Consider the following 17458-nt stretch of genomic DNA (forward strand, 5'->3'; position numbering starts at 1 on the left):
TGCCAACCCATTTTTCAATTCGATAGAGGATAGAATGACAACCGCCCTACCCGAAGTTGGACAAATCGCCCCTGCCATCAGCCTGCCACGTGACGGCGGAGAAATCGTTAACCTAGCCGATTACGCAGGTCAGCCCGTGGTTTTGTATTTCTACCCCAAAGACGCGACGCCAGGCTGCACCAAACAGGCCATTGGATTTACCGACCTTGCCCACGCATTCGAAGAAGCAGGCGTTGCCATTCTGGGCGTGTCGAAAGACTCGGTTGCGAAGCATGAAAAATTCATCGCCAAAAACAACCTGTCCTTTGCCCTGCTATCCGACGAAGACAGCGACGTCTGCGAACGCTATGGCGTGTGGAAAGAAAAATCCATGTACGGTAAAAAATTCATGGGGATCGAACGCACCACATTCCTGATCGGTGCGGATGGCAAAATTGCGCAGGTCTGGCCAAAGGTCAAAGTCCCCGGCCACGTCGAAGCCGTATTGGAAGCTGCGAAAAACCTGTAATCGGTTGACCCCTGCCGCATCACGCGGCAGGACACCGCGCAAAGACAAATGGGGATGCGCGATGAAAACGCTGGCACAAATGGCATGTGACGTTCTGGAAACGGCAGATGGGCGGGGCAAAGCCGCTCTATCGCGCAGATATGCCGCTGAATGGTTCGCGTCGCGCCAATCGGGGACGCAAATCGACATCGGCACGGCACATCCACCCCTACAACCATCGCGCCCCGGCAAACCCGAATTGCTGGACCCTCGGGATGTTCCCCACCGCAAACCAGGCACAATCGAAGGCCGCATTGCGATATTACACGCGGTTGCCCACATCGAACTGAACGCCGTCGATCTGCACTGGGATATTATCGCACGGTTTTCAGATACCCCGATGCCGATTGGGTTCTTTGATGACTGGGTGAAATCCGCAGACGAAGAATCCAAACATTTCAATCTGATATGCGACAGGCTTGAAGCGTTAGGCAGCTATTATGGCGCGTTGCCGGCCCACGCCGGCATGTGGCGCGCAGCCGAAGACACCGCCAAAGACCTGATGGGCCGTTTGGCCGTTGTTCCAATGGTCCTAGAGGCACGCGGTCTGGACGTGACGCCCGGCATGATCAACATTTTCAAACAGGCCAAAGACAAAGAAACCGTCCAAGCTCTAAAGGTTATCTACGCCGAAGAAGTCCATCACGTGTCCTATGGATCAAAATGGTTCCATTTTCTATGCGGTCGCCACGATCTAGACCCAAAGGTCGCGTTTCACGATCTGGTCAAACGCTATTTCTTTAGCCAACTGCGCCCCCCGTTTAACGAAGAAAAGCGCGCAGAGGCCGGCATCCCACCGGATTTCTATTGGCCCCTAGCCGAAGAAGCCGGCGCAAAACGCTAAACTTTGCCCAAATGCCAAGGCTTTAGGCGAAAAACCGCGCAGAACCCTGCCTAAAACCCGTGCATTGCAGCAAAAATGCGCAAAACTGTTGCGACACCCCTATCAGGTAGTTAACACTCCGCGCCAAGAGTGGATGGGAACACTCATACGATTGGGACGGAACGAAGGAAAACGCACGTGCGACTACGGGTTATGGCTCGACTGCACGCCGTATTGGAACGTTATTTTCCAGAAAAACGGCTGTATTTACGCTCGGACACTGAAACACGCTTTGTGCGGCTTCGGTCAGAAACACAGATGTTTGTATGGGTCACGGGATCCATCGTTGTTGCATGGACCATTATCGCGACTGCGATTGTGCTGATGGATTCCATTGGCGCTGGCAATTTCCGCGCTCAGGCGCAACGCGAACAGATCGAATACGAAAGCCGCCTGCAGGCACTTGCAACCGAACGTGACCGCCGCGCCGAAGAAGCCGCCGCCGCATCCGCGCGATTTGGATCTGCTTTGGAACAGATTTCCATGATGCAGTCCGAACTGCTGCATTCCGAAGACCGCCGCCGCGAATTGGAAACGGGCATCGAGGTCATCCAATCCACCCTGCGCCGCACCATGCAAGAACGCGAAGCCCTGTCCGACCGCATGGACACGTTGCAAGCCGCAATTGCATCGGGCGAAGGCACAGCAGGTGTTGGCGCAGCTGGCACCGACGAAACGCTGGATTTGCTGGCTGCCGCTTTGGCCGACACCGCCGCAGAGCGCGACATCATCGAAGCCAACGCCCAAGACGCGATTGAGCGCGCGCAAGAGCTCGAGCTTGAATTGCGCCTGATGGAAGACAAAAACGACGAAATCTTTCGTCAGCTAGAAGAAGCGATGATGGTTTCGGTCGAACCGCTGGACAATATGTTCCGCGCCGCTGGACTGGATACGGACCGTTTGCTGGATCAGGTCCGTCAGGGATATTCCGGCATGGGCGGCCCGATGATGCCATTCCAGATGTCGACCCGTGGCAGCACCGACATCGACCCGGACGCAGCCCGTGCAAACGGCATCCTGTCCGAAATGGACCGCATCAACCTGTACCGCATCGCAGCCGAACGCACGCCATTTGCGATGCCTGTGTTTGAAAACTATCGCTTTACGTCGGGCTACGGCATGCGCTGGGGCCGGATGCACTATGGCACCGACTTTGCTGGCCCTATCGGCACGCCAATTCACGCGACTGCAGACGGCGTTGTGACACATGCAGGATGGTCGACAGGCTATGGTCGGTTGATTAAAATCCAACACGAAGCCGGAATCGAAACGCGTTATGCACATTTGAACGCTATTCGCGTCGAAGTCGGCCAAAGAGTCTCGCGTGGCGACCGGATTGGTGATATGGGCAATTCTGGACGTTCCACCGGGCCGCATCTACACTATGAGGTCCGCGTAGGCGGTGAACCTGTGAACCCGATGATTTACATAAGAGCTGGACAAGATGTTTTCTAAGAGCAAAATCAACGAGCCGAGCGCAAAGCCAACCGAAGCCAAAGCGCCTGTGCCCGCACCTGCCCCTGCACCGACCCCTGCTCCGGCAGATTTGAAAGTGTCTGCACCTAAAGCAAAACCACCAGCGTCGATCCTGTCGTCTGACCTGCACATCAAGGGCAACCTGAAAACCACTGGTGACATCCAGATCGAAGGCGAAGTAGACGGCGATATCCGCGCGCACCTGCTGACGATCGGTGAATCGGCAACCGTCCGCGGCGAAGTGATCGCAGACGACGTGGTCATCAACGGCCGTATCATTGGCCGCGTGCGTGGCCTAAAGGTCCGCCTGACATCGACCGCCCGCGTCGAAGGCGACATCATCCACAAAACCATCGCAATCGAATCCGGCGCACATTTCGAAGGTTCGGTTCAGCGTCAGGACGACCCACTGTCGGCATCCGGTGCTGCGAAACCTAAAATGCCTGCGGCAAAAGAAGAATAATCATTTCAAAACTGAAATGACGAAAGGCGCTGATGTTTCAGCGCCTTTTTTGTTGGCTACACGGGATCATACAAAACCCGCCGATACAAATGCCACGTCGCATGGCCCAAGATCGGCAAAACGATAAACAGGCCCAGAAAAACAGGCACCAACGCGACGACCGACAGAACCGCGATGATCACGGCCCAAACCAGCATCGTGGTCAGATTTTCAAACACTGCGCGCAGCGACACCAACATCGCGGTCACAAAGTCGATTTCTTTTTCCAACAGCAGCGGCAGGCTGACGACCGTCAGGCCAAACAGCAAAAACGCTAAAATCGCACCGACGACCAATTCCACAGCGACCATGGTCATGCCTTGGGGCGTTAGGAAAATATCGAAACTGGTCGTCACATTTTTCATGACGCTTAGCCCCATAAACAAGGCGAAAATCATATGGGCCAGGAACGTCCAGAACAGCACATAAATGACGATGATGGCGCCGATCCATGGCACCTGACGTGTGCGTTCGTTCCACACAACGCCCAAGATTTGCGACCAGATCAGGGGCGTTCCATTTTCCAAACGGCGGCTGACTTCGTATAGCCCCACGGCGGCGAATGGTGCAGCCAGCGGAAAGGCAAGCGATATGGTCAACACCCAGCTGACATGCCCTGCCCCGACCATGACCAACCCGAATCCGATCACGACATAGACAGCCGAAAAAAACAGACCAAACTGCGGGGCCTGCCGAAAATCATGCCACCCTGCGGACAATGACACGAAAATATCGGCCAAAGTCAGCCGCCCGACCAGCGGAATTTGTGATGGCTGTGAATCTGTTAATTGTGTCATGCGCGGCCTTCTCCCCTTGACCATGATCAAAGGCTAGGACGCTGACGCAAAAACACAAAATAGTATTTTAGATATTGGATTTTAAAAAGGTGGCGACATGAAAAAGGCCCCGAACCGGAGCCTTTGGATCAGTCTTCGGCGTTGGCGTCGGCGCGGGATTTACCCGACGCGCCGTGGGCCAATGTCGCCGCCATCAGGCCGTCCAGATCACCGTCCAACACGCCTTGGCTATCGGATGTTTCAAACCCCGTCCGCAGGTCTTTGACCATCTGATAGGGCTGCAGAACATAGGAACGGATCTGGTTGCCCCAGCCTGCATCGCCTTTGGCTTCGTGGGCGGCGTTGATGTCGGCGTTACGGCGGTCCAGCTCCATCTGGTACAGACGGGATTTCAGCGCCTTCATCGCGATGTCGCGGTTCTGGTGCTGCGATTTTTCCGAACTGGTGGTCACGATCCCAGTTGGAATGTGCGTGATACGAACAGCCGAGTCGGTCGTGTTCACGTGCTGACCGCCTGCACCCGACGAACGGTACGTATCGATGCGGATGTCATTCGGCTGGATATCGATTTCGATGTTGTCATCAACAACAGGATAAACCCAAACCGACGAAAACGATGTGTGGCGGCGTGCGGCGGAATCATATGGCGAAATACGCACCAGACGATGCACGCCCGATTCCGATTTCAGCCAGCCATAAGCATTCGGGCCGCTGATTTTATAGGACGCGGATTTGATACCCGCCTCTTCGCCCGCGCTTTCGGCCTGTAGTTCGACTTTGTAGCCCTTTTTCTCGGCCCAGCGGACATACATACGCGCAAGGATCGATGCCCAGTCACAGCTTTCGGTGCCGCCCGCGCCAGAGTTGATTTCAAGGAAGGTATCGTTGCCGTCCGCTTCACCATCCAGCAGGGCTTCGATCTCTTTCTTGGCGGCGGTTTCTTTCAACGTTTTCAAAGCGGCCTCGGCCTCTTTGATAACGTCGTCATCGCCTTCCATTTCGCCCAGCTCGATCAGTTCGATGTTGTCATCCAACTCTTGCTTGAGCGATTTGTAGCCGTCGATCGCATCCACCAGCATCTGGCGTTCGCGCATCAGTTTCTGCGCGCCTTCGGCATCGTTCCACAGGTCAGGGTCTTCAACGCGGGCGTTGAATTCCTCTAGACGGTATTCCGCCGTTTCCCAATCCATACGCTGAGCCAACAGCTCTAGCGATTTTTCGATGGCATTTACAACGTTCTGCGTTTCGGCGCGCATATGACTACTCGCTTATTTCTTGCGGCGGGGCCGCGAATTTCTTGGGGTCATACCGCTTGCCCGCTGTGCGGGCAAGCCGAGAGTATGGGCCGTTAGTACAGGCCGCCCGACGACAACGTACCAAAGGACGCATTCGGGCCAACGGTCGCGGTGTTACCATCCGATGTGGTCACGCTGCGGGTTTCCTGCTGGACCTCTTCGAACAACGGCAGATCAGCCGACATGGCAAAGCCGCCATCGAACATGATACCGAAAATCGGTTCTTCGCCAACGCGGAAACATTCAGAAATCACATTTGGACCAGACGATCCGTCAGGCAAACGCGCACCGGTAAAGCGGTCGATATTAATGAACTGACAATCATCAGGCACATTGAACGGGCCGCCACCGTATTCTTTGATCGCTTCGACCATGAAACGCTGGAACACAGGGCCACAGGTGGTGCCGCCGTATACGCCGCGTCCCAACGGGGTTGGCGTGTCGTAACCAATGTAACAGCCCGCCGCGATATTGGACGAAAAGCCCACGAACCAGACATCTTTGGCGTCGTTGGTCGTACCGGTTTTACCGGCAATCGGAACAGGCAGGTTGATCACGCTGCTGGCGGTGCCGCGTTTTACCACGCCTTCCATCATCGATGTCAGCTGGTACGCGGTGACTGCATTCATGATGCGTTCGCGGTTCGACTGGATGGTCGGTGCTTCGCCCGCAGGCAATGCAGCAATCGAACAATCAACGCAGGTCCGTGTGTCGTGTTGGTAAACAGTTTCGCCAAATCGGTTCTGAACGCGGTCAACCAGCGTTGGTTCGACCACCTCGCCGCCGTTTGCGAACATCGAATAGGCCGCCACCAAACGGAACAGGGTCGTTTCTTCGGAGCCCAGCGATGCCGACAGGTATTCACCCATCTGGTTTTCGTCATAAACGCCAAAGCGTTCGGCATAATCGGCGATGACGTCCATCCCAACCTCTTGGGCCAGACGGATGGTCATAAGGTTACGCGATTGTTCGATACCTGTGCGCAGCGGGGTCGGACCATAGAACTGGTTGGACGAGTTTTGCGGACGCCACAGGCCCTGCGGTGTGTTGATTTCAATCGGAGCATCAACAACGATGGTCGCTGGCGAATAGCCGCTATCCAATGCCGACGCATAGACGAATGGTTTGAACGCCGAACCAGGCTGGCGGAACGATTGCGTCGCGCGGTTCAATTCGGTCGCCTGATAGCTGAAACCACCCTGCATCGCGATCACGCGGCCTGTGTTGACGTCCATCGCCATAAACGCGCCCTGAACGCTGGGCACCTGACGCAAAGACCAACGAACGAATTCGCCGCCTTCGGTCATGCGGCGCACATGCACCACATCGCCAATGTCAAAGTTGTCAAAGAAATCGCCAACCAGCCAACGGATATCTTCGCGCGGGACGGTTTGCGTTCCATCGACACCTTCGATGCCAACGGTTAGCTGCTGATCTTCGACGTTTAGAACAACGGCAGGCAGCCAGTCGTTCACCAACGTGATATCGCGCGGCACCGAAACAGACGACAGCGCGGCACGCCACAACTCTTCGGTTTCCAGCTGATCGGCGGCAATCGTTTTCCCCGTTCCACGCCACTGGCCCAGATTACGGTCGTATTCCTCTAGCGCTTGTTGCAGCGCATGTTCGGCAACGATCTGCATGTCTGCGTCAATCGTCGCACGGATAGACAGACCACCGGTAAAGAACTCTTCTTCGCCAAAGTTGCGCGACAGCTGGCGACGAATTTCATCGGTGAAATAGTTGCGCGGCGGCAGTTGCGACCGGAAACTGTCATAATCGCCCGATTGAACCGTCCGCAAAGGCAACGCTTTTTCGGCTGCGGCTACCTCTTCGGTGATATAACCGTCTTCGGCCAAACGCCCCAGAACGTAGTTACGGCGGGCAACGGAATCTTCGTATTGGCGAACGGGGTGCAGGTTACCGGGGCGCTGCGCTAGCGCCGCCAAATATGCTGCTTCGCCCGGGGTTAGGTTCGACAGTGGTTTGTTGAAATAACTTTGCGCCGCAGCCGTTACGCCCGATGAATTCTGACCCAGAAAAATTTCGTTCAGGTACAGTTCCAAAATCTGGCTTTTGTCCATCACGCGTTCGATGCGCACAGCCAAAATCAATTCGCGGATTTTGCGTTCGGCGCTGCGTTCGGACGACAGCAGAAAGTTTTTCATAACCTGCTGGGTGATGGTCGATGCACCGCGAACGTCCGATCCGCGCGACTGGATCGCCTCTAGCGCAGCCGCGGCGATACCGCGAATGTCATAGCCAGGGTGAGTAAAGAAATTCTGGTCCTCGGCCGACACAAAGGCGTATTGGACGATTTCGGGAATTTCTTCGATTGGTGTGAACAAACGGCGTTCGCGGGCGAATTCGTCGATGATCGCGCCTTCGCCCGAATACACACGGCTGATCGTCGCAGGTTGGTATCGCGACAGGGTTTCTGTCGATGGCAAATCTTTGCTGTAGAACGAAAAGATACCGCCGATGCCCAGCGCCACCATAACAAGACCAAGAGTGACCATCGTAAAGATAGCCCCGAAGAAGGACATGATAAAACGCAGCACTGGCGGATAACCCCTTTGGATAGTTGGGTCGCTTATACGGTCACTATTTGGGCAGGTCAAAACACCAAACAGCGATTTCGGCAAGGAAATGCCGCTTTGGGGGCGCCGAAACGCAATCGTATTGCCCTGCCTTCAAATCCCGATCAAATGCGCGTCATGAGCACGCCTGAAAATATTCTAGCTACCTACGACCGAGTCGGCCCAGCATGGGCGCAACGTCGTGACCGCCGCCTGCAAGAACGCAAATGGCTGGACAAAATGATATCGGCCGCCCCGCATCATCAGGGCCGCCGTCGAGTGTTGGATTTGGGGTGTGGCGCAGGCCGCCCAATTGCCGAATATCTGGCGGATCGCGGCATCGCCGTTACGGGCGTTGATGGCGCGCAAAGCATGATCGCACTGTTTCGCAACGTATTGCCAAACCAGACCGCAATACACCGCGACATGCGCGGACTGTCGTTGGGCCAAACCTATGATGCGATTTTGGCGTGGGACAGTTTCTTTCATCTATCCCCTGCCGATCAGCGCGCCATGTTTCCGGTATTCGCAGCCCATGCTGCCGAAAACGCTGCTCTGATGTTCACATCCGGCCCATATGAGGGCGTCGAAATCGGCGAAGTCGAAGGCGAAGCGGTCTATCACGCGTCCCTGTCGCCAGACGAATATCGCGCCCTGTTGGCCGAAAACGGATTTACCGAATTGGCATTCGTCCCCGAAGATCCGGAATGCGGCGGGCGCACCATCTGGCTGGCCCGCTACAAATCAGCAGATCACTGACGGCGCAATTCATCGCGGGCCGCTGCATCGGCGGCCCATCGCTGTAGCCCCAAAACAATCCCCGCAACGACCCGAGCGCGACGCTCTGGGTCTTGCAACGCTTCGCGGTCCGCTGGGTTCGACAAAAATCCAACTTCGACCAAGGCGGATGGAAAATCGGCCGCGTTCAGAACAGCCAATAATGCCTCGCGTTCAGGATTGGAATTCACGCGCGCCTTTGTGTCGGTCAAAGCCGTGACCAATTCCTGCGCCAAATTCTTGCTTTCTGGGGCTGTGTCCAGTCGCGCAAGGTCCATCAAAATAGTCGCCACGGTGTCATCTTGGCCCGACAAATCGACCCCAGCCAACAAATCACCGCGTTCATGGCGTTCTGCCATCCGCTGCGATGCCGTGTCCTGCGCGTCTTGCGATAACGTATAAACAGACGCGCCCGATGTCACTTCGTCTCCGTCTAAGGCATCGGCATGCAGCGAAAGGAATACATCCGCACCTGCCGCCCGCGCGATTGTCATCCTTTCCTCCAGCGGTACGAAAATATCGCTCGTGCGGGTCAACACCGCGCGCATTCCGCCAATCCGGTTGATCGTTTCCGCCACCTCGGATGCCAATCGCAGCATAAGATCGGCTTCTTTCAGGCCGCCGCGCACCGCGCCCGGGTCAATGCCACCGTGCCCGGGGTCCAAAACCACCGTAAACACCCCATCATCATTGGCAGGGATATGCGCCGTAGTCGTTGGATCAACCGCCGCCATCATGTCCCACCCCGGATCGGCAGGCGCCCCAGATTTCTGGACATATTCATCCAAACTTGCCCGACGCAGCCGCACCAATAAATGCGCCGTCCCGTCGATGGTATTCACGGACATCCCCGCCTCTTCGACGGTCATGGGTTCGGCCAAATCCACCACCATGCGCGACCATCCGGGACGCAACGCACCGAACCGCAGATCGTCAACGCGGTCCGCTTGCAGCAGCTGTTCGCGTTCAGCGCCGCGCCAGTCGATTTCGCGAAAATCCATGATCAATCGCATCGGATCGACCAAGGTGTAGACACGATATGGCACAGGCTGCGACAAAAACAGATCGACCTCGACCCCGCGCCGCACATCACGAATTTCGGAATTGGTCACGTCAAGACGCGCAAGACCTGTGAAATCATGCGCCGAGGCAAAGGAGGCGCAGACCGCAAAAACGATGGATAGGATTTTTTTCATGTTGTCCTCTGCGCCATGAAATCAGCCAACCGGCGCAAACCTTCTAAAATATCCGCATGGGCGCGCGCATAGGAAAACCGTATCCATTTATGCCCCTGCACCCCATCGAAATCCAAACCGGGCGTCACAGCAACGCCGGCCTTATCCAAAATCTCTGCCGCAAAGCTTAGGCTGTCATCGGTATAGGCAGACACATCTGCATACACATAAAATGCACCATCGGGCGGCGCAAAGACGGTAAATCCTGCTTTTGGCAAACCTTCGATCATCGCTTTTCGGTTGGCTGCGTACACGTCGATATTGGCCTGCAATTCATCGCGGCAGTCCATCGAATACAGCGCCAAACGCTGCGCCGCATGGCTGGGACAAATAAATTGGTTCTGCGCGATCCGTTCGATGACGCGAACATGATCTTCGGGGACAACCATCCAACCGACACGCCACCCCGTCATGCTGAAATATTTCGAAAACGAATTCACGACATAAACATCATCTGTCACAGACACGGCTGTAACGGCGGGCACCCCGTAATCTAGCCCGTGGTAAATTTCATCTGAAATCAACGACGTATCATGCACAGTGCATGCATCCGATAGCAACTGCAGCTCTGATTTCCCCAACATTGTGCCCGTCGGGTTTGCTGGTGATGCGACAATCAATCCCTTTAGGTCATATTGGTCAATATCGGAGGGAACGGGCTGAAAATTTGCGTCATACGTCGTTGGAATATCGACCGCGTTAATATCGAACGACCGCAAAATCTGACGATACGACGGGTAACACGGCGCGCCCAAACCAACCCGATCGCCGGTATCGAACAGCGCCGTGAACGCCAGCAAAAACGCGCCCGAGGCACCAGCCGTCACAACAACACGGTCAGGGTTCAAATCCACATCATACCATTCGCCATAATGTTGCGCGATCCTGCGGCGCAGTTCTGGCATGCCCAAAGCCACCGTATACCCCAGCGGCCCATCTGCCATATCGCGTGCCAAACGGTCCAAAGCCGCCTGCGGCGCCCCTGTCGACGGCTGGCCAACCTCCATATGAATGATATGACGCCCTGCCGCTTCAGCCTTGCGGGCGGCCTCCATGACATCCATCACGATAAAGGGATCGACCGCGCTTCGTCTTGATACCCGCATGACATGCCTCGTATTGTCTTTATGCTTGGTACGTGTTTGCCGCCCCAAACGCCCCGCGTCAATCAGACCCTTGGCAACTGCGCCGCGATGTGCAGAACTCTGCCGGACGAAAAATCGGAGACCTATATGAAACGCCTCGCCTTCGCCCTCGCTCTTGGCCTCGCCACGCCGGCGCTTGCAACCGATCTGACTGCGATGTCGGATGCCGAACGCGATGCATTTCGCGCTGAAATTCGCGCCTACCTGTTGGACAACCCCGAGGTCCTGATGGAAGCCATCGGCGTCCTAGAAAACCGTCAAGCCGCAGCCGAAGCCGCAGCGGACCAGCAAATGGCGATCAATAATCTGGACCTGATCCAAAACGATCCTGGTTCGTGGGTTGGCGGCAACCCCGAAGGCGACATCACCGTCGTTGAATTTTTGGATTACAAATGCGGCTATTGCAAACGCGCCTTTGACGAGGTTGAACAACTGATCTCGACCGATGGCAACATCCGCTTTGTGGTCAAGGAATTCCCGATCCTAGGCGAACAATCGACCCTCGCATCACAGTTTGCGGTCGCAGTGCTGCAACTCCACGGCGATGATACCTATAAATTCGTGCATGACACGCTCATGACGATACGCAGCGATATCACTCCAGAAACCCTGTCGCAAATTGCAGCGACCGTCGGCCTCGACCCTGCCCCGATCTTCGAACACATGTCATCAGACGACGTAACAAACGTCTTGCGCGCAAACATGGAACTTGCCCAACGCCTAAACATCTCGGGCACCCCCACGTTTGTCATCGAGGACGAATTGGTGCGCGGCTACGTCCCGTTGGACACGATGATGGCCATGGTCGAAGCGCAACGCGCGGACTAAGCACCCACCGACCGCGCAGCGGTCATGAAACAACGCGGGGCCCGCAGGCCCCGCACATTTTAATACCCATTATTCTGCCGCTTCAGATTGCGCATCAATCTGGGCGGCTTTCTTTTCGACCTCTTCAACGATGTGGTCGATCATCTGGTCGTTGCTCATCTTGTGGCTTTGCTTACCAGCCAGATACACCATCCCGGCGCCGTTACCGCCGCCCGTAAAACCAACATCCGTCAACAACGCCTCACCAGGGCCGTTCACAACGCAGCCAATAATCGACAGGCTCATCGGCGTCTTAATATGGGCCAGACGATCCTCTAGTATTTCGACCGTTTTAATCACATCGAAACCTTGGCGTGCGCAGCTGGGGCACGAAATGATATTCACACCGCGATGGCGCAATCCCAACGATTTCAGGATTTCATAGCCAACTTTCACCTCTTCGACCGGATCGGCCGATAGACTGACGCGGATCGTATCACCGATGCCTGCCCACAACAGATTGCCCAATCCGATCGCCGATTTGATCGTTCCCGACATCAGACCACCCGCTTCGGTGATCCCCAAATGGATCGGCGCATCCGTGGCATCCGCCAACATTTGATAGGCCGCCGTGGCCATGAAAACATCAGACGCTTTGCAGCTGATTTTGAATTCGTGGAAATCATTATCCTGAAGGATTTTGATGTGTTCCAAACCGGATTCGACCATCGCATCAGGGGTCGGTTCGCCGTATTTTTCCAGCAGATGTTTTTCCAACGATCCTGCATTCACACCAATGCGGATCGAACAATTGTTGTCCCGCGCAGCTTTGATGACCTCTTTGACGCGCGATTCATCGCCGATATTGCCCGGATTAATCCGCAAACAGGCCGCGCCGGCCTCGGCCGCTTCGATACCGCGTTTATAATGAAAATGAATATCCGCGACGATTGGCACTGGGCTTTCGCGGCAAATTTCTTTCATTGCGGCGCTGGATTCGACGTCGGGCACGGAAACGCGAACGATATCTGCGCCGGCCTCTGCTGCTGCGATAATCTGACCCAACGTGCCTTTGACGTCGTGGGTCAGCGTATTTGTCATCGTCTGAACGGTAATCGGCGCGTCGCCACCAACCGGTACGTTCCCCACCATGATCTGACGGGATTTACGGCGTTCAATATTACGCCATGGACGGATCGGATTATGTGACATCAGACACCTATCATTGCAGTCTGTCCCTTACCTAATTCGCTACACGCAAACAGGCAACGGCTGACAGCACAAAGAAAGGTTACTGCTGAACCTCGGCCACGTTCACAACGCGCGCCAAATCTTCGTCATAGGATAGATCGGCAACCGAATAGGTTTCGGACAGCGTATCAGCCGACAGCGCCAGATTAGACGTCACGACACCGCGATCCCCAACTGGACCGTAAGGCGTGCCGTTGATCTGGAAATACACCGCACCGGATTCGCCAACGCGCAAGGTGGGCGGTTCTTCGGTCGATGGCACAGTCCACGTGTCGCCTGCGTTCATAATGCCTTCGAACAGAACGGATCCATCCGCTGCACGAACACGCACCCATGCGGGACGCACGGCAACCATGGCCAGCTCTGGCGCGGGGCCTTCGGTGACCTGAACGGTTCCGGCAACAGGGGTTTCGATAGCCAAACCAGCATCTGCGACGACTGTTTCTTCAACGATTTCGGGCGCCAGAACGCCAATCGCCGATGGGTTCAGCGACGAAATCGGGCCGTCACGCGCGATCATCACGGGAACGTCCAACGCTTGCGGACGGTACAGGCGATCCAAACCATCCAGCGCGGGCGCCTCAAATACGGCGGTTGTTGCACCGGCATCATCGCCGATCACACCAACGCCAGACAGCGGATCCAGATCCGCCGTTACGATAGGCGTGTTTTCAACGGGCGCGAAACGGACTTTTTGCACCTCTTGCAAAACGGTCCATCCACCAAAACCCAATCCGCAGATCAGAGCAGCCAAAACCATGACCGACCCAACAGCACCCGGTTCGATGTTGGCAAACATGCTTTCGCCAGCGGGCACGAAAGGCGTACGCGGAGAGGCAAAGATATCTTTGTTTGGCTGTTTGTCTTCGAACGCAGGCTTTGCCGCTTTGGGCGACGATGCGGCGGCAGACATGCCATGCGCGGTGGTGAAACCGCTTTCTTTGCAGAAACATTCATAGGCCCAGTCGCCATCCAAATTCAGATAGCGCGCATAAGACCGGACATAACCTGCGATAAAACCTGGGGTTTCGAACGCGGACGGATCTGCGTTTTCGATGGCAGCGATGTAGGCAGCTTTGATCTTCAGTTCACGCTGAACGTCCAACAGGCTTTTGCCCATTGTCGCGCGTTCACCACGCATCAGATCCCCAAGACGAAGATCATAGGCGTCAAAGCCTTTGGCTTCTTCGCCTTCTGGCGCAGATTTGCGTCTGAAGTTCAAACCAATCATGTGGCTGTCCCGCTGCCCTCAATGCCTTGGCGCTTTATACGATTCGTCCCCTCGTCAGCGCCTTGCTAAGCGTTAGCATACACGAAACAACCATGCATGTGCATAAATTAGTTAACCTGCCATTTCGGCGCGATTCAGCGCACAGTGGCTCCATAGGTTGTCCATCGCGTGCACCAGTTTGTCGATTTCCTTTGGCCCATGGACAGGCGACGGCGTGAAACGCAGACGTTCTGTGCCGCGTGGCACGGTCGGGAAATTGATCGGCTGAACGTAAATTCCAAAATCTTCCAATAGGTGATCGGACAGGATTTTGGTGTGCACGGGGTTGCCCACAACCACCGGCACGATGTGCGATCCGTGATCGATGATCGGCAGGCCCAGCCCCTTTAGGCGCAGTTTCAGCGCAGCGGCACGTTCCTGATGCAGATCGCGCAGCGCCTGATCGGTTTTCAGATGTGCCACGGATGCGGCCGCACCCGCTGCCACAACAGGCGGCAACGATGTGGTAAAGATAAATCCAGGCGCATAGGACCGCACAGCGTCACACATTTTCGCGGATGCTGCGATGTAACCGCCGTGGACCCCGAATGCTTTGCCCAAGGTGCCGTTGATGATGTCGATACGGTCCAGCAGGCCGTCACGTTCCGCAACGCCGCCGCCGCGCGGGCCGTACATGCCCACTGCGTGGACTTCGTCCAGATAGGTCAGCGCGCCAAATTCATCCGCCAAATCACAGATTTCTTTGATCGGACCAAAATCGCCATCCATCGAATAAACGGATTCGAATGCAATCAGTTTCGGAGCCGCAGGATCATCCGCCGCCAGTTTGGCACGCAGATCGTCCAGATCGTTGTGTTTGAACACACGCTTAGCCCCACCATTACGGCGGATACCTTCGATCATCGATGCGTGATTCAGCTCGTCCGAATAGATGATCAGGCCAGGAAACAATTTCGGCAGCGTCGAAAGGGTCGCGTCATTGGCGATATACGCGCTGGTGAACAGCAGCGATGCCTCTTTCTGGTGCAGGTCCGCCAGTTCGGCCTCTAGGCGTTTGTGGTAAACCGTGGTGCCAGAAATATTGCGCGTGCCGCCAGAACCCGCGCCGGTTGCGTCCAACGCCTCTTTCATTGCGGCCAGAACGACAGGGTGCTGCCCCATGCCTAAATAGTCATTACCGCACCAGACTGTGATCGACTGTTCCGATCCATCGTCTTTACGCCATACAGCGTGAGGGTAATGGCCTTTGCGGCGTTCGATATCGATAAAGGTCCGATAACGGCCTTCTTCGTGTAGTTTACCGATCGCTGCATCTAGGTGGGCGTTATAATCCACGTCATCTTCCTTATCGTCTGGCAAGCGTAGGTCGCTAACGGCGCATTCGTCAGGTCTTATAGCCTTAGAACGCTTCTAACAATACGCTACCTTTTGACACGGGTCACATTTGTTCGATCAAACCCGCCTCTGGACACCCGAAACCACTGGCCTAAGGTCATCCGCAATAGCGATAGGATATATAATGACTCTTTCTCAGGTTTTGAACCGTATCGACAGCGATCTTGACGCAGCGACAGACCGTTTGTTCGACCTGCTGCGCATTCCATCGATCAGCACGGACCCAGCATTCAAAGACGACTGCGCCAAAACCGCCGAATGGATCGCCAAAGACCTAACCGGCATTGGATTTGACGCCACCGTCCGCACAACACCCGGTCACCCGATGATTGTGGCCCATGGCGGCTCTGGCGGGCCGCATGTTCTGTTTTATGGTCACTACGACGTCCAACCCGTCGATCCATTGAACCTGTGGCACCGCGACCCGTTCGATCCCGCGATCGAAGACACGCCCAATGGCAAAGTCATCCGCGCCCGCGGCGCGTCCGATGACAAAGGCCAACTGATGACCTTTATCGAAGCCTGCCGCGCCTTTGTCGCGGAAAACGGCACCCTGCCCTGCAAGATCACGATCTTTCTAGAAGGCGAAGAAGAATCAGGTTCCCCATCGCTGGTGCCGTTTATGCAGGAAAATGCGAACGAACTGACCGCTGACGTGGCCCTGATCTGCGACACGGGGCTGTTCGACTATAATACGCCCGCCATTACGACCATGCTGCGCGGCCTTGTCGGGCAAGAGGTCACAATCCACGGCCCAAACAAAGACCTGCACTCTGGCATGTACGGCGGCCCCGCGATCAACCCAATCCGCGTGCTGTCGAAAATCATGGGCAACCTGCATGACGACAACGGCCGCGTCACTGTCCCCGATTTTTATGACGGTGTGCCCGACCTGTCGGACGAACTGCGCGCCCAGTGGGACGCGTTGGGGTTCGACGACACCGCTTTCCTGTCTGACGTTGGCCTATCCGTGCCCGCAGGGGAAACCGGCAAAACCGTTCTGGAACAAATCTGGGCCCGCCCCACAGCCGAGGTAAACGGCATATCAGGCGGTTATACTGGCGACGGGTTCAAAACTGTGCTCCCCGCCCAAGCCTCGGCCAAAGTCAGCTTTCGTTTGGTCGGCGAACAGAACCCAGAAAAGATTCGCGACAATTTTCAGGCATGGGTGTCATCGCAACTGCCCGCCGACTGCACCGTCGAATTCCACGATCACGGTGCAGGCCCTGCCAGCGTGATGGCCACAACGAACCCCGCCTTTGAAACCGCCCGCCTTGCCCTATCCGACGAATGGCCGAACCCTGCTGCGTTTATCGGCGCAGGCGGATCGATTCCCGTCGCTGGCTATTTCAAAACGATTCTGGGAATGGATTCGATGCTGATCGGATTCGCGAACGATGACGATGCGATCCATTCGCCGAACGAAAAATACGACCTGCGCAGCTTTCACAAAGGTATGCGTAGCTGGGCACGCATTCTGGACGCACTGAACAAGGGGTGAATGGCCCTTTGGGCCAGAGGGGGCAACGCCCCCTGCC

The 17458-nt window shown here is 55.9% G+C and carries 15 protein-coding genes; 7 read left to right on the forward strand and 8 right to left on the reverse strand.

Features of this window, described 5'->3' with window-relative positions; translation table 11 throughout:
• Positions 1-34 precede the first annotated feature (34 nt).
• From bcp to ACXAGA_RS00320, 4 genes are all read left to right on the forward strand, one after another.
• A complete protein-coding gene (gene bcp, locus ACXAGA_RS00305; protein WP_475115535.1) occupies positions 35-508 on the forward strand; it encodes a thioredoxin-dependent thiol peroxidase in 474 nt (157 codons plus the stop codon).
• Positions 509-569: 61 nt separating this feature from the next.
• Positions 570-1391 carry a ferritin-like domain-containing protein gene (locus ACXAGA_RS00310; RefSeq protein ID WP_475115536.1) on the forward strand — a complete coding sequence of 274 codons (822 nt, stop codon included), beginning with the start codon at positions 570-572 and terminating at the stop codon, positions 1389-1391.
• A gap of 192 nt (positions 1392-1583) precedes the next feature.
• The gene (locus ACXAGA_RS00315) at positions 1584-2885 is read left to right on the forward strand and encodes a DUF5930 domain-containing protein (RefSeq protein ID WP_475116201.1); all 1302 of its coding nucleotides are present in this window, start codon (positions 1584-1586) and stop codon (positions 2883-2885) included.
• The gene (locus ACXAGA_RS00320; protein WP_475115537.1) at positions 2875-3369 is read left to right on the forward strand and encodes a bactofilin family protein; all 495 of its coding nucleotides are present in this window, start codon (positions 2875-2877) and stop codon (positions 3367-3369) included. Before ACXAGA_RS00315 ends, ACXAGA_RS00320 begins: the two co-directional genes overlap by 11 nt.
• Before the next feature lie 56 nt (positions 3370-3425).
• On the opposite strand, the gene ACXAGA_RS00325 is transcribed toward ACXAGA_RS00320, so the two are convergent.
• The 3 genes from ACXAGA_RS00325 to ACXAGA_RS00335 form a co-directional block, all read right to left on the reverse strand.
• The gene (locus ACXAGA_RS00325; protein WP_475115538.1) at positions 3426-4205 is read right to left on the reverse strand and encodes a DUF2189 domain-containing protein; all 780 of its coding nucleotides are present in this window, start codon (positions 4203-4205) and stop codon (positions 3426-3428) included.
• A gap of 128 nt (positions 4206-4333) precedes the next feature.
• Positions 4334-5461 carry a peptide chain release factor 2 gene (gene prfB / locus ACXAGA_RS00330; RefSeq protein ID WP_475115539.1) on the reverse strand — a complete coding sequence of 376 codons (1128 nt, stop codon included), beginning with the start codon at positions 5459-5461 and terminating at the stop codon, positions 4334-4336.
• A 92-nt stretch (positions 5462-5553) separates the two neighbouring features.
• Positions 5554-8061 carry a penicillin-binding protein 1A gene (locus ACXAGA_RS00335; RefSeq protein WP_475115540.1) on the reverse strand — a complete coding sequence of 836 codons (2508 nt, stop codon included), beginning with the start codon at positions 8059-8061 and terminating at the stop codon, positions 5554-5556.
• A gap of 156 nt (positions 8062-8217) precedes the next feature.
• On the opposite strand from ACXAGA_RS00335, the gene ACXAGA_RS00340 reads away from it, so the two are divergent.
• Positions 8218-8838 (forward strand): class I SAM-dependent DNA methyltransferase, encoded by a 621-nt coding sequence (locus ACXAGA_RS00340; protein WP_475115541.1) that lies wholly within the window; start codon positions 8218-8220, stop codon positions 8836-8838.
• Here the strand turns inward: ACXAGA_RS00340 and ACXAGA_RS00345 are convergent.
• Positions 8832-10052, reverse strand: coding sequence for an N-acetylmuramoyl-L-alanine amidase (locus ACXAGA_RS00345; RefSeq protein ID WP_475115542.1), 1221 nt, complete (start codon positions 10050-10052; stop codon positions 8832-8834). The two genes, ACXAGA_RS00340 and ACXAGA_RS00345, sit on opposite strands and share 7 nt — an antisense overlap.
• Positions 10049-11197 carry a pyridoxal phosphate-dependent aminotransferase gene (locus ACXAGA_RS00350; protein WP_475115543.1) on the reverse strand — a complete coding sequence of 383 codons (1149 nt, stop codon included), beginning with the start codon at positions 11195-11197 and terminating at the stop codon, positions 10049-10051. Before ACXAGA_RS00350 ends, ACXAGA_RS00345 begins: the two co-directional genes overlap by 4 nt.
• A gap of 126 nt (positions 11198-11323) precedes the next feature.
• Between ACXAGA_RS00350 and ACXAGA_RS00355 the strand changes: the two genes are divergently transcribed.
• Positions 11324-12064 carry a DsbA family protein gene (locus tag ACXAGA_RS00355; RefSeq protein WP_475115544.1) on the forward strand — a complete coding sequence of 247 codons (741 nt, stop codon included), beginning with the start codon at positions 11324-11326 and terminating at the stop codon, positions 12062-12064.
• Positions 12065-12133: 69 nt separating this feature from the next.
• Here ACXAGA_RS00355 and ispG read toward each other — a convergent pair whose 3' ends face one another.
• The 3 genes from ispG to hemA form a co-directional block, all read right to left on the reverse strand.
• Complete coding sequence (ispG, locus tag ACXAGA_RS00360) at positions 12134-13255, reverse strand: flavodoxin-dependent (E)-4-hydroxy-3-methylbut-2-enyl-diphosphate synthase (RefSeq protein WP_475115545.1); 1122 nt, start codon at positions 13253-13255, stop codon at positions 12134-12136.
• 79 nt (positions 13256-13334) lie between these two features.
• Positions 13335-14525, reverse strand: a complete 1191-nt coding sequence (locus ACXAGA_RS00365; protein WP_475115546.1) for a helix-turn-helix domain-containing protein — start codon at positions 14523-14525, stop codon at positions 13335-13337.
• Between the two features lie 111 nt (positions 14526-14636).
• The gene (gene hemA, locus ACXAGA_RS00370; protein WP_475115547.1) at positions 14637-15860 is read right to left on the reverse strand and encodes a 5-aminolevulinate synthase; all 1224 of its coding nucleotides are present in this window, start codon (positions 15858-15860) and stop codon (positions 14637-14639) included.
• 184 nt (positions 15861-16044) lie between these two features.
• Between hemA and ACXAGA_RS00375 the strand changes: the two genes are divergently transcribed.
• Entirely contained in the window at positions 16045-17421 is a 1377-nt protein-coding gene (locus tag ACXAGA_RS00375; protein ID WP_475115548.1) for a M20/M25/M40 family metallo-hydrolase, read from the forward strand.
• Positions 17422-17458: the final 37 nt, after the last annotated feature.

It is taken from the genome of Marivivens sp. ABH4_498 (assembly GCF_056160585.1).